The sequence below is a fragment of the uncultured Campylobacter sp. genome (assembly GCF_938031315.1).
Lineage (GTDB): Bacteria > Campylobacterota > Campylobacteria > Campylobacterales > Campylobacteraceae > Campylobacter_B.
In genome coordinates, this window is the sequence record NZ_CALHHT010000289.1 from 1 (window position 1) to 11,510 (window position 11,510).

Sequence of the window (11,510 nt, forward strand, 5' to 3'; positions counted from 1 at the left end):
GGAGTATTAAAAGGCTATGATGTTCCGCTTGAAGGCATAGAAATAGAAGCTGAAATAAAAGAATTCCCGCAAGGGTATAACGGAAATACGTTCTTTTTCCCTGACGATGAAGCCGGCATTTTGCCTCTTATTGTAGGAGACCTAACTGAGTTGAAAAGAGCGGCAAAAGCTCAAATCGCTGCCAATACCGAAGTAGTGCTGCAAGACGCACAAACATACCGCGAAGCTATGCAAAAAGCAGAGACTGAAAGTGAATGGAACAAGATTAGGCAGAGTATAGAAAAGCGCCTGATTGAAGGACTATCACCCTTTTTATTAGAAAAGGAAAAATATCGTCTTTTTTGGGAATACGCAGATGAGTTTTGCACTCAAAAATATGGTATTGGATGCCGCAAGTGGTTTTCTGGCACCCCAGAGGATAAGGAATGCGTAACATTACATTTTCCATACGGAATAATTGACCTAGAAAAGGAAATCGCAAAAAAAGCCGAATGGGATAGAATTTGCGCATCCTATGAAATCACAAAATTTCGCAAGAAAGTAGAGCCTCGCGGCGGCGAGGACGGTAGGGATGGTTATTATGAATTTGACGTCCTAGACAAAACCGACGGCAAAACCTATGTCTTTATTTGGCGTGATGTGTTCGATTTCGGAAGCTGGGGCTTTCCTTTCAGAAAGGGGATAGACCAGTTTAAGGAAGAAACCTGGACGGAAAAAGAGCGTGATATATATAAATTTGTCTGCTCGAAATTTCCGGGCGGGATAAGAATGTAATGACGCTAAAAGAATATTGATGGGCGGATCATTTTCGTCCATCAAAAATTTAAGAGAATTTAAGCAATATGGAAATATAATGCATTTCGTGAAGCGAACTTATTCCCATCCCACCGGGAATTGAAACTTGTGTTTTAACGATTTTTCAAAGTTTCGCTTCATTTTATCCCTTAGGGATTTGAAATTATTGCTTTAAAGGTTTCAAAGTCCTGTCTAATTTTATCCTCTTAGGAATTGAAATCTATACTTTAATATAATCCTTGTAGGATTTGTAAAATTTCTTTCTTGCCAAATCCATTCTTTTTTACTGATGGGGTTTGTAAAGTTTTAATTTTCGCAGGCTTTGTGCATATCTTCTCTGATTATTTTGCTAAATTCTTTCTTGAATTTTTATTCGTATCGACGTCTCGGTTTTCCTCTACGGAGCTCTTTGAAATTTCTGCCTTAATCTCTTCAACGGCGGAGTAGTCTTCGACTTGGTTCTGGTAGCTATTAAAGGCCTCCATAAGTGGAGCAACGGAAGCCTCATAAAATGTTTGTCCTTTGTCATTGATTTGCCATTGATCTGAACCCAATAGTATCCTATCCTCAACATCGATCTGAAAAATTCGAAAACCCATTTTGCTGACTTTCTCTACATTTTCAGTTATAAATTTATCCATTTCAGCATCTTTCGATACATACATCACTTCCCGATCCGGCAACATACTGTCGGGCCCGTCATCGCTTACCGTCATTTCATATAGATCGTTCATATTTTCTTCGTTGTAATAAGCCTTTTTCATTAGCCACGTCGGCACCACATCAAAATGCTCATCTATAAAATTCTTTATATCGTTATAATATTTCTCATCCATAATATATCCTTTTATTGTCTTCTAGTTTGTCTATTGGCTTGCTCTTTTGTTTCTTTAAAATCTGGCTCTTCTTTCTTATCAAAATTGAATTTTTGAAAGTCTTGAGCCGCTTCATCGCTTTCCTGCATAATATCTTTAATATCATCTACCGATGAATAATCCACTATCTCGCCTTTTTTTAGAGTAGCGTTTATTTCATCTATATCGCTTTTATAATAAGATTGATAAATGCCCGCCATATCATAATGCTCTTGCCCGGGTTTAATTTCTCCATTTTGCGTTGCAGCCCTTATCGCCATTATGTATTCATAATCGAATTTAGTGCCGAACGTTCTATTCGTCAGATTCGCAAGCTCATCGAAATATACTCCGTTTAGATTGTCTTTGACACTATAAAACATAGCAAGCGTAGCTACTGCGGCGCTTTCTTTATCGGATCCAGATCTTTCTATTTTGCATGCTTCAAATTTACTCTTTAACGTCTCGTTTTGTTTATCGACGATTTCGTTCGATAGTTTGTTCACATCCACTTTGTCATTAAACGTCTTGACCGCTTTTGCGACGTCACTAAATATATCTTTGAGATATACTTCTTTGCATTCCGTATCTCCATTTCTTAGATATATACCTGCGTGTTTTGTAGGCTCGGTCGGAATCCCTAGCTGATTGGATATTACAAAAGCAAAGCTCTCGGCCTCGCATAGGCGTCTTAGCTTATCAGGTTCTTTTTTAGCAAAAAAATCTTGTTTATTTAAAATTCTATCCCCGGCTTCATACAGCATGGCCTTAAGTTGCGCGTCTATAGGTATATTGGTATTGACGTGTATTTGGTTTCTACCGTCTTTAAACGTAGAGTAAGAGCTGCCGGAATCTCGCAACGGCCTAATGTGTATATCGACGTCTAAAGCTGCCGAAAGCGTATCCTTTACTTTTTCAAGCATTATTCGATCAATATTTAAGCCGGGCATACGAGTGTCTTTCCCTTTTTTCATTATGCCTTTTTCGTAAGCGTCCGTTTGATCTACACTATATACTTTACCGCTAAGCTCAAAACGCTTAGCAGCTTTAAATTTTCCATTCTCATCTCTTGCGGGTATTCTCTTACCATTGTCATCTAACTTATAAACACGCTTTGTGCTACCGTCTTCTCTTTTGATCATTTCTAGTTCGTATAACGGCACGTCCTTCGGCACTAATACGTAAATCGGATCGTCTTTGACGGATACTGACATTTCGTTCCAATCTTTCTCAGATTTTATGACTTCTGAAAATTCTAAGCCACGATCTTTTAGTTGCGATGCTATAAGCATTAGGTTACTGGCCGAGTATTGATGTAGCGAACCAAAATGCCGGATAAACTCGTCATAATCTTCAAGAGCTTTATCTTGTGTTTTCGGATCTTTAAGCTTTTTTTCCAAATCCTCAAATTTGGCAGCAGCGCTATCTTTAATCTCTACTTGCTCTTTGGCCGGTTTATTGTCTGCCTGCTTATTCTCTTTAGCAGCTTCCGGTTGTCGCTCTTTTTGCTGGCGTTTGTCTTCTTGTTGGATTTTAAGATACTTACTTGCAGAATATAAATATCCCATTAGATTTTGTGCTTTAAGACCTTTTTGAAGGCTATCGGCGAATTTGTCTTGAGCTTCTTTTGATTGTGTCTTGATGAACTCAAAAATTTGGCCTACGGTGTATACCTCTTTAGCCCCGTTTTCGCGATTGAATGTGAATCTATCGTTTAGGTTGATTTGCTGCTCTATAGTGAAGTCGTCGAGCCATTCTGAGAAATTTTGCATTTTGCCACTCCTTGAAAAATATTTTAGTGGCAATTATACCAAAAGTTATGAGAAAATACATAACTTTTAAATAAAATTATATATTTTTATATAATTTTATTCGTTATATCTTTTGAAATTTCTATAGCTTTTTTCAAAATCTCTAATTCTTTGGATAGGTTTTCAATCTTTTGTTCTTTTTCGTGAATCTGTCGAAGCAATTTTATAATGTTAACATATAAAATCGGCATTTCTGCTTTAGAGCTATATGCAAAAAAAGTTCGTCGTTTGATATTGGCCAAATCACAAAATTCAGACAAGTCAACTCCCAACTCGTCAAGCGCCCGTATGAAGTCTTGTCTCTTCATCATATTTTGTTTTTTCATTGTATATTATTGATCTCTTCCAAATAAAATATGATATTGCGTTTTTGCTCTGCCTCTAGCATATAAGCCTTAAGAAGCTTTGCAAGCTCTTCGTTTTGCTTTTTAATATCCGCAATATTCTTTTCTACAGCAGGTATTAAATTTCCCTCAATCTCTGCTGTAGCACTATCTATAGTAGCCGAAATTTGACTCCTTGAGCCCACAAAACCGTTAACAATATCGATAGTGCACACACACGCTACGGCAGCAGCCGAAAAAAGACATAAACACAAAACTATCTTTTTCATCTCGTCGCCTCATTATCGAGAAGTAATTTTAGCTTTTTAAAGTTAAAATTAATATTTTCTTGCTCTAGAGTTCCATTTTTGAGCAACTCGCTTTGATTCTCCAGTAATCTTCGTTTCGTCTCGCAGTTCTTCGCAATCTCCTCTGCTTGAGCTAAGATACGATCATAGTTTCGCAGGATCTGGCTATTTAATGCTCTGATCTTTGCATCGTATTCGGCGAAAGCTTGAGCTATACCGTCTTGAGCGCTACTGCTCCATATCGCACCAAAGCCTAAATTTACAAATAGTAGGATGCTTAACAGTATTTTTTTCAAATTTTACTCCTTTAAATTTGAAAATTCTCCGGGTACTTCGGCTCAAGCGGTCGATAGTTTTGATCCGCTTTTTTGCCGCATTTATCGCACGTCATTTCAGGGATAACGTTGTGATGAAAATTTTTATCGTCATATCCCTTTTTTTCGACTTTAAAGCCACAATGTTCACACTCGAAAATAGCTACGAAATCGCGCCTATATTGGCTTAGTATTTTGAAAATTCTCATTTCCCAAATCCCCTTGTAGCGTCTTTCGAATTTATGATGTCTTGTAGAGAATTGATCATATTTTGATTATATTGAATTTCCCTTTCTATCGTGCCTTGAAGCTGTAAAATTTTCTGCCCGGTCTCTAAAATATCCTTTGATTGAAGCTCTAAATTTTGATGTGCGGTATTGATCTTTGAGACGATCTCTTCGATCTTCGAAAAGGTTTCCGTATCGAGCTTTTCAAATTGCGCCAAAGACTTATTTCCGAGTTGTGCACCCAATCCCCAATCTATGCAGCCGCCGCAAGCTCCGCCCGGATTCGGGCCGACGTTTATATCTTTGTATCCGCCCGGGTTGTCCGGTTTTGTTTGGTTATTGCCGCCGTTTTGCTTCTCGGCTTCTTTTGCCTCTTTGTCTTTATTGACTTCTTTCTCCGGGTTGCACGTACCTGATTGTAATTGCTCCCGGCTGACCTTCAGAGCCTCTATAAGCGTCTCATAGCATATTGTAGAGGAGTCCGTGCCGTTTTCTGAGTAGTAGCTCGTATTGCAATTTGATGTGGCAACACCGCCTCGATATAGCGTCGTTCCCTTTTTAACGGGCATACTCGCCCATTCCTGTGCGGCCTGCAGGGCTGCCTTATCTATATCGCCCGCGCCATAAAAATAGCTATGCAGCGCGCTCCTCTTGTATTTTGTGAGATACTCGTCAAATATACGATCCTGAAGCTCTTTGTTGTAAATTTCAAGCGGATTAAGACTCAAATACTTGATCGATTCATTTAATACCGGAGCTTTTGTCGTATTGACAATCTGGTATGCGCCTTACGGCATACATGGTTCCTTGCTTTTGCTCCTCGACTATGGCCGCGAGCGTCATATTGGTCAAATTTTTGCCGTCTCCGCTAACATGGCTTACTAGATACCTCTTTCCGGAAGAATTCGTTTTATATTCATTCCAAGCGCCATAATGACCGCCGGATTCTTTCTGTCGAATGAGATTTCCAAAAGGAGTGCGCGATACTTTACACGTTTCTTCCGCAAGGCATACGGAAGAAAACAGCAGCAAAGAGGCTAGCAAACATTTTTTAAAGCTCATCTGCCCTCCAAAATCCGGATAATCTCCTTATCCGCTCCGCTACTTTTTGCATACGCAAGTAAAGAATTCCACTGATGACCCCTACCGTCCTCGATCGGCTCGTTAAATTTGAAATCGGTTTGTTTTAACAATTTTAGACATTTCACAGCCTTATGATTTACTATATCGACGGCAAAATTATACATGTTATTTAAGCTGCTAAAATTCGTAAGATCCATATTTAATTTCTTCATTACTTCAAGCATCCCCGCAAATCCCTCCGCATCGTCCGCAGCTATAACGGCCGAAAAGGCTTCGGGAAGCGTCGACCACGCAAAATCCTTACTCATCTCTGCCGCTTCCGCGGCGCTACCAGCCGATTTGATGCTTTCTTCCATATTGCGGATCTCAACGAGATGCTTTTGGAAAATAGGCGAATTTGATTTGATACCGTCAAGTTTGCCGGCTCCGGCTACGCTCAAGACTATGGCGCACGTCGCCAAAACATTTAAAATTTTCATCTTTTCTCCTTATAATGAATTTTTAAACCAACATATCGGTAAGTTGCTCTTTGAGCTCGAATAGCTCGCTATTGTCTTTAGGCTCTTTTGTCTCATAGCCGGCTTTGATAAGTCGGTCGGCTTTCATCTCCTTATATTTATCTTTTGCTATCATTTCTATTGCTTTGATAGTATCTTGATCGAGCAGCGAAGCATCTGCCAACACATCCTTAAAATAGCCCTTATAAGCATCCAGCTCGTCTAGCACCGGCGGCAGCATACTAATTAGGTCTTCAGATACGGCGTCCTCGTCCTCTAAAGCCTGTTTGTAGTCCTCCATTTCACTCACCAGCAGTTCGAATTTATTACCGCGCTTACTAGGCGCACGTTTATAAATATCGTTTATCGCGGCCATAACCAAAGGCCACTTTACCCTGCTTGCTTGAACTTCGCCCTGCTTATTTTTAAGATCGCAACTATCGGCTATCTCAAATTTGATCTTTTCGCTAAGATCCTTGAGGCGAATCTCCAAATCCGCTTTTTCCCCATAAAGCCTTGTTAGACGTTTAAGCAGGTCTTTTGCCTGCTCGATCTGATCGTTATTTAAATTTTCCATCGGAACTCCTTTTAAAAATTTTCATCTTCTTGTTTTGTTAATTTGATTGCTGAATTCGACGTTAGATTTTCTCTAAGCTTCTTATCGGTTTTAGCACTTAGCTCTGACAGAAATTTCAGCATAAAACTATCAAAGTGCCTTCCGTCTCTGGTAAGATTGAACACGAATTTGTAATATATCGTGATAGTGGCCATATAGATTAGAGCGGTGAAATCAAACGCAAGACCGCTCTTGTGAATCAGATAGAATATCAATAGTGCAAGTATATTAAAACCCGTGCAAACAAGATACACTACACCCAATTTCAGCCGGTACTGCTCTTTATAGATTACATTGAGTATTCGTTTTTTACGTAGTTCGTCATCTTCTTGCATGCTAAAAGTCCTTTTCGGCACGAATTAAAAAGCCGTTAAAGATTAGCTGTCGAAATTTATCCAGCTCGAAAGCTAAATTTATCCTGATCGACAGCAGATCTTTAATAAGTATTTTTTCCTTTATCAGTGTCGCATATTGCGCCTCATGCGTAGGAAATACATCCGTGTGTTCTCTAGTCAAATCTTTAAGCGCGGAGGGTGAATTTGCAAAAAGCCCGCTAGCAAAAACCAAAGCTAAAGCTATTTTTTTCATAATATTTACCTCCCATGCGTTTTACGTCTTATCGAATTTTTGTTCTCTTGGTTTTCAAGATCCAGCTTATCTTCATTAGTTTGCCTTGCGATATCTAGCATAAATTTAGCCGTTTCTTTTACGTTTTCTTGTATAAAAGCGACGATTTTACTGAAATCCTCAAGCCAACCTACACTCTCTAAAGCATCGTAATATTCGGCTCTATCTTCCTTTTTGATAATCGCCATAGGATAGCCGGCTTTTAATAATTCGGTATTTAATAAAAGCCTTGCCGTTCTACCGTTGCCGTCAATGAAGGGGTGTATTCTCACAAATTTCGTATGTAACAATGCGGCTCTAGTTACGGGGTTCATTTCCTTTGCCAAAGCCTCATTATGCCATATCAGCAAATCTTCCATATCCTTTTGAATTAAAAACGGCGGCGTAGTCTTATGTGTTGCGCCGATAATCGTTACCGGTACACGTCTATAAGCTCCGGCGCTATCCGAATTTTCAGTTCCTTTTAAAAGCAAGTAATGAAAATCCAAAATATCTCTTTCGGATAAAACCGATTTTTCACGCACCAAATCACTTAAAAATTCAATGGCCTTCTGATGATTAATAATGTCTAAATGGTCTTTAAAGGGCTTGCCCTTGGCCGTAATTCCGTTTTCGAGCAAAACTTTAGTTTCGGATATTGTTAAAGAGTTGCCCTCTATCGCATTGCTTTCTTGATTATATTTAAGCATCAAGTTCCCTTTTAAGGACTTGGCCGTTTCCTCCGGCAAAGGGCGATAGCTATCGAGCTCTTTCTTTAGCTCTTCCAGCTCCTCATCTATTTTATAGTTAGGCATTTCTTCCTCCAAAATGTTTGCAACCGGATACCGCAACATCGACTATCGACATTATCTCTTTATCTGATATTTTATTCTCCAAATACAAGCTATAAAAATCCGTCACTTCAACTACCTTGTCATCTTTAGATCTTCCAAAAATCATATAGTCAATATCGCCGGTATCCAAAAAAGACTTGGCTCTACTTACGATCTCGTTAAACATTTTTGGAAGATCATTAACGGGAACCGTATGGGAAGAAGGCAGTATTTCAAGAAAAATTCTATGCATCAAGACTAAATTTCGCTGCTTAAGATATTTGTTTAATTTTTTATATCTTTTAAGGCTTATCATACAAACGTATGCTAAGCATCCACAAGATAAAACGAGACAACAAGCAGAAATCAACATAGAAATATCCTTAATCTTCCCTTGTGAAGCTTTCAAAATCATATTGAACTATTTTTAAACCCCTATGCCAACCCAATGGTGGATTATCATTATATTTTACTTTTAATACTGCATTGCCACCTTTTTTAATAGTGTCTATAAGATCATCTATATCGCCTTTATCTTTCTCATCGAAGTAAAATTCGAATGGACTCTTCATAAGATCATATCTCAAAGAAGCAACAAACCTATCTCTCGTTGATATTATGTCAGTATATAAAAATAAATCTTGTCGGCAAATAAGCATTTTTTCCGCCGGACGATCATCATATTCTCGAATAATTTCTAAATTCATAGGACACCTTCTTTCCTTATTGATAAATTCCGGACAGAATTAATTCTGGATTATTCTGCCTGCGTTCAAAATATATTGCTATATTTTTATTATCTAAAAAAAATCGATATAGCGTAGAAATTTCTTTTTCACTCAAACAATTATTCTCGACGATAAAATCAATTACATCAGAATTTCTTTCATCTTCGGGCGATAAAAATAAATTTAATCGACCGAGCGCAAAAATATTTTCTTGATAAATATTTTCTTGATTTAATATATTAAGCGATATATCAATTTTATCAGTTGATATAAAACGTTCAACAATGATTGTTTCATTAGATCCATTTTCTTGATCTTTTGTAAAAATTTTAATATAAAGTCTCACTTTTTATCCTTTCAAAATATATTGAAATTTTCTAACCCGGCCTTGATTTCTCTAAGGTCGGGTAAACTCATTCTCAAGCATTCAGCTTTTTACGAAAACCAAGAATAACTGCAACTGCCGCTAAAAATAAAAAAGCGATGGTCTTCATTTTGGCTCCTTAGTAGAATTTTTAGTTTTTTCCTCGATCTGCTTAGCTTTTAGATCCTCAATTTTAGCCTTTGATAACTCGACATCCCTATTAGCTTCCTCAAGCTTTCTTTCGGCCTCTTTGATCTTGGCTTCATCGCCGCTCTGCTTGGCTCTTTCGAGCCTCATTCGCGCCTCTTGCGCCTTCTCATAGGCTTTTTTATTAAGCTCTTTAGCCTTAATCATTTCATATTCCTCTTTGCTAACCTCTTTCAATACGGGCTGCACCTCTCCAGTTTCCGGATCTCGTCCTACGATCCTATCCATACTTACATAGTCGCCATCGTAAAGACCGATACCTTTGCCAATTAACCCTTCCCCAAATGCAACTGATCCAAAAAACAAAAAATACATCAAAACCAACTTTTTCATCTTAAACCTTTCATTAAAATTTTATGGTAATTATACCATAATTTCAAAGAAAAATACAATTTCATTGTAATATTTTACTATTAAATAGTATTTTATTACTATTTAATAGTATAGTTCTATCATAACTGAAAACTGTATTTCTCCAACTTTTGCCCTAGCTGCTCCGTAGCAAACCCCGCGGCGACGCTATCGTTTAGCCCGACCATTTTAAATAGCCAAGTCGGTGCTTTTAGGATTATGCTCCACATAATATACATCGAGCCTATCGCTCCTACGATCTTCAAGATCACTTGAAACGTAGTGATTACGGCAGTAAGCCAGAATTGACTTTGCAGCTCTCTAAGCACATTGAGCTGTTCTACCGCATATATCATAAATATATCATTAAAAAGCCCATAAATGAATATCGCAAAGTATAGAAATATTACGATCAAGATAGGCTTTAGAAATAGCGCAATACCTGTTACCAAAAACTCCGCTATTTTGTTGACCTTTCCGGTCGTAAGCGCAAATGCGGTTATAAACGGCGTAACATAGAAGTACTTCGCAAGCTCTATGATGTAGCCCAAAAACGCCAATGCTCCGGCAACGATCGCAACCGCCAAAGGCAATGAATTTAAAATATGACTATATATCAAGGCCGTTAAAATTGTCGCTAAAACAAAAGACCCCGCTTTTACCACTTTCCCTAGAATTTTGCCTAGCAGCGGCATCTTATCGGTAAACATCTTAATCGTATCGTCACTTAGAGTAAGGCCACTTAGTAATTCACCGGCACCAGGCAGCATCGTATAGCTTAAATTTCCCATTAACTTACCAGCGAGATTGCCGTCGGCTACCGCTGAGTCATCTATCCAGTTTGCAAGGACTTCAGGCATCCAGCTATCTTTGTTGCGCTCTATCTGATTTATTTTTGCTCGGTCTCTACTGGCTTTTTCTATATTGTTTTTGTTATCTTCAATAATTTTATTCGCAACGGAATTTTCTTCTATTGCGGATATATTTTCAATTAAAATAACCATTCCGGGCAATATCGTCGAGTTGATCCAGCCGAGCTCGTTTTGTCTTCGGCCTATACTTTCATCGATCTGCCGTAGATTAGAATTAAGCTCATTATTTCTTAGGTTTTTTTCAAGCGCTTCTAAAAATACTTGATTTTCTCGGTTAAGGCTATAAAAAGAGCTTAATCGATACTCTATGTATTGGCACCCTCGAAAAGTATATTTCTCATTTTCTATCCCTTTTGAATTGAGGTCAAATTTCTGCGTACCTTCCGGCGTATTTAGAAAGCTTGAGATATTTCTAAATCTATCTTGGCACTCCTTATACCCCTTCTCATAAGCAGAAATAATATTTGCATAGTTTTTTTTATTCTCCCGGTAGAGCTTTTCCTTCTCCCAAGTATATGCGCCTACGCTACCGTAAAGCTTTTGCATGTAGCTTTCCGCGCCCACGGTTCCTAACTTATCAGCAAAAGTATTGCTGAGCGAGGCGCCGGCGCGCATAATCTTTTGAATAGGCGTGGCGGTCATTCCGCTATCTTCAGGAATCGGCGTAAAAAAAGCGGCGAACGCCAGCACCGGAACTAAAAGAGTGTTGAGAATTTTCTGC

The 11,510-nt window shown here is 38.4% G+C and carries 19 protein-coding genes; 1 reads left to right on the plus strand and 18 read right to left on the minus strand.

Features of this window, described 5'->3' with window-relative positions:
* On the plus strand, positions 1-774 hold a 774-nt coding region (locus Q0236_RS07075), incomplete at its 5' end, for a hypothetical protein (RefSeq protein ID WP_297916423.1).
* A gap of 362 nt (positions 775-1,136) precedes the next feature.
* Here the strand turns inward: Q0236_RS07075 and Q0236_RS07080 are convergent.
* The 18 genes from Q0236_RS07080 to Q0236_RS07165 all read right to left on the minus strand — a co-directional run.
* Positions 1,137-1,631, minus strand: a complete 495-nt coding sequence (locus Q0236_RS07080; protein ID WP_297916424.1) for a hypothetical protein — start codon at positions 1,629-1,631, stop codon at positions 1,137-1,139.
* An 11-nt stretch (positions 1,632-1,642) separates the two neighbouring features.
* Positions 1,643-3,421, minus strand: a complete 1,779-nt coding sequence (locus Q0236_RS07085; protein ID WP_297916426.1) for a hypothetical protein — start codon at positions 3,419-3,421, stop codon at positions 1,643-1,645.
* A gap of 86 nt (positions 3,422-3,507) precedes the next feature.
* Positions 3,508-3,786 (minus strand): hypothetical protein, encoded by a 279-nt coding sequence (locus Q0236_RS07090; RefSeq protein ID WP_297916428.1) that lies wholly within the window; start codon positions 3,784-3,786, stop codon positions 3,508-3,510.
* On the minus strand, positions 3,783-4,073 hold the full coding sequence (locus tag Q0236_RS07095) for a hypothetical protein (RefSeq protein ID WP_297916430.1): 291 nt from the start codon (positions 4,071-4,073) through the stop codon (positions 3,783-3,785). Before Q0236_RS07095 ends, Q0236_RS07090 begins: the two co-directional genes overlap by 4 nt.
* On the minus strand, positions 4,070-4,387 hold the full coding sequence (locus Q0236_RS07100; protein WP_297916432.1) for a hypothetical protein: 318 nt from the start codon (positions 4,385-4,387) through the stop codon (positions 4,070-4,072). The genes Q0236_RS07095 and Q0236_RS07100 overlap by 4 nt, the downstream gene beginning before the upstream one ends.
* A gap of 11 nt (positions 4,388-4,398) precedes the next feature.
* On the minus strand, positions 4,399-4,614 hold the full coding sequence (locus Q0236_RS07105) for a hypothetical protein (protein WP_297916434.1): 216 nt from the start codon (positions 4,612-4,614) through the stop codon (positions 4,399-4,401).
* Positions 4,611-5,360 carry a hypothetical protein gene (locus Q0236_RS07110; RefSeq protein WP_297916436.1) on the minus strand — a complete coding sequence of 250 codons (750 nt, stop codon included), beginning with the start codon at positions 5,358-5,360 and terminating at the stop codon, positions 4,611-4,613. The genes Q0236_RS07105 and Q0236_RS07110 overlap by 4 nt, the downstream gene beginning before the upstream one ends.
* Positions 5,361-5,373: 13 nt before the next feature.
* On the minus strand, positions 5,374-5,694 hold the full coding sequence (locus tag Q0236_RS07115) for a hypothetical protein (protein ID WP_297916438.1): 321 nt from the start codon (positions 5,692-5,694) through the stop codon (positions 5,374-5,376).
* The gene (locus tag Q0236_RS07120) at positions 5,691-6,194 is read right to left on the minus strand and encodes a hypothetical protein (RefSeq protein ID WP_297916440.1); all 504 of its coding nucleotides are present in this window, start codon (positions 6,192-6,194) and stop codon (positions 5,691-5,693) included. The genes Q0236_RS07115 and Q0236_RS07120 overlap by 4 nt, the downstream gene beginning before the upstream one ends.
* 22 nt (positions 6,195-6,216) lie before the next feature.
* On the minus strand, positions 6,217-6,789 hold the full coding sequence (locus tag Q0236_RS07125) for a hypothetical protein (RefSeq protein ID WP_297916442.1): 573 nt from the start codon (positions 6,787-6,789) through the stop codon (positions 6,217-6,219).
* An 11-nt stretch (positions 6,790-6,800) separates the two neighbouring features.
* Entirely contained in the window at positions 6,801-7,091 is a 291-nt protein-coding gene (locus Q0236_RS07130; protein ID WP_297916444.1) for a hypothetical protein, read from the minus strand.
* 73 nt (positions 7,092-7,164) lie between these two features.
* A complete protein-coding gene (locus Q0236_RS07135; RefSeq protein WP_297916446.1) occupies positions 7,165-7,416 on the minus strand; it encodes a hypothetical protein in 252 nt (83 codons plus the stop codon).
* A gap of 5 nt (positions 7,417-7,421) precedes the next feature.
* Complete coding sequence (locus tag Q0236_RS07140; protein ID WP_297916448.1) at positions 7,422-8,249, minus strand: Fic family protein; 828 nt, start codon at positions 8,247-8,249, stop codon at positions 7,422-7,424.
* Entirely contained in the window at positions 8,242-8,640 is a 399-nt protein-coding gene (locus tag Q0236_RS07145; RefSeq protein ID WP_297916450.1) for a hypothetical protein, read from the minus strand. Before Q0236_RS07145 ends, Q0236_RS07140 begins: the two co-directional genes overlap by 8 nt.
* 10 nt (positions 8,641-8,650) lie before the next feature.
* Positions 8,651-8,974 (minus strand): hypothetical protein, encoded by a 324-nt coding sequence (locus Q0236_RS07150; RefSeq protein ID WP_297916452.1) that lies wholly within the window; start codon positions 8,972-8,974, stop codon positions 8,651-8,653.
* Between the two features lie 16 nt (positions 8,975-8,990).
* Entirely contained in the window at positions 8,991-9,341 is a 351-nt protein-coding gene (locus tag Q0236_RS07155) for a hypothetical protein (RefSeq protein ID WP_297916454.1), read from the minus strand.
* 144 nt (positions 9,342-9,485) lie between these two features.
* Positions 9,486-9,899 carry a hypothetical protein gene (locus tag Q0236_RS07160; protein WP_297916457.1) on the minus strand — a complete coding sequence of 138 codons (414 nt, stop codon included), beginning with the start codon at positions 9,897-9,899 and terminating at the stop codon, positions 9,486-9,488.
* Positions 9,900-10,018: 119 nt separating this feature from the next.
* A partial coding sequence (locus Q0236_RS07165) for a hypothetical protein (RefSeq protein WP_297916459.1) occupies positions 10,019-11,510 on the minus strand: 1,492 nt, incomplete at its 5' end.

Excerpts from the sequence above, each read along its gene's own strand:
- Q0236_RS07080 (WP_297916424.1), bottom strand. The coding sequence starts at position 1,631 with ATGGATGAGAAATATTATAACGATATAAAGAATTTTATAGATGAGCAT.
- Q0236_RS07085 (WP_297916426.1), bottom strand. The coding sequence starts at position 3,421 with ATGCAAAATTTCTCAGAATGGCTCGACGACTTCACTATAGAGCAGCAA.
- Q0236_RS07090 (WP_297916428.1), bottom strand. The coding sequence starts at position 3,786 with ATGAAAAAACAAAATATGATGAAGAGACAAGACTTCATACGGGCGCTT.
- Q0236_RS07095 (WP_297916430.1), bottom strand. The coding sequence starts at position 4,073 with ATGAAAAAGATAGTTTTGTGTTTATGTCTTTTTTCGGCTGCTGCCGTA.
- Q0236_RS07105 (WP_297916434.1), bottom strand. The coding sequence starts at position 4,614 with ATGAGAATTTTCAAAATACTAAGCCAATATAGGCGCGATTTCGTAGCT.
- Q0236_RS07115 (WP_297916438.1), bottom strand. The coding sequence starts at position 5,694 with ATGAGCTTTAAAAAATGTTTGCTAGCCTCTTTGCTGCTGTTTTCTTCC.
- Q0236_RS07120 (WP_297916440.1), bottom strand. The coding sequence starts at position 6,194 with ATGAAAATTTTAAATGTTTTGGCGACGTGCGCCATAGTCTTGAGCGTA.
- Q0236_RS07125 (WP_297916442.1), bottom strand. The coding sequence starts at position 6,789 with ATGGAAAATTTAAATAACGATCAGATCGAGCAGGCAAAAGACCTGCTT.
- Q0236_RS07135 (WP_297916446.1), bottom strand. The coding sequence starts at position 7,416 with ATGAAAAAAATAGCTTTAGCTTTGGTTTTTGCTAGCGGGCTTTTTGCA.
- Q0236_RS07140 (WP_297916448.1), bottom strand. The coding sequence starts at position 8,249 with ATGCCTAACTATAAAATAGATGAGGAGCTGGAAGAGCTAAAGAAAGAG.
- Q0236_RS07145 (WP_297916450.1), bottom strand. The coding sequence starts at position 8,640 with ATGTTGATTTCTGCTTGTTGTCTCGTTTTATCTTGTGGATGCTTAGCA.
- Q0236_RS07150 (WP_297916452.1), bottom strand. The coding sequence starts at position 8,974 with ATGAATTTAGAAATTATTCGAGAATATGATGATCGTCCGGCGGAAAAA.
- Q0236_RS07160 (WP_297916457.1), bottom strand. The coding sequence starts at position 9,899 with ATGAAAAAGTTGGTTTTGATGTATTTTTTGTTTTTTGGATCAGTTGCA.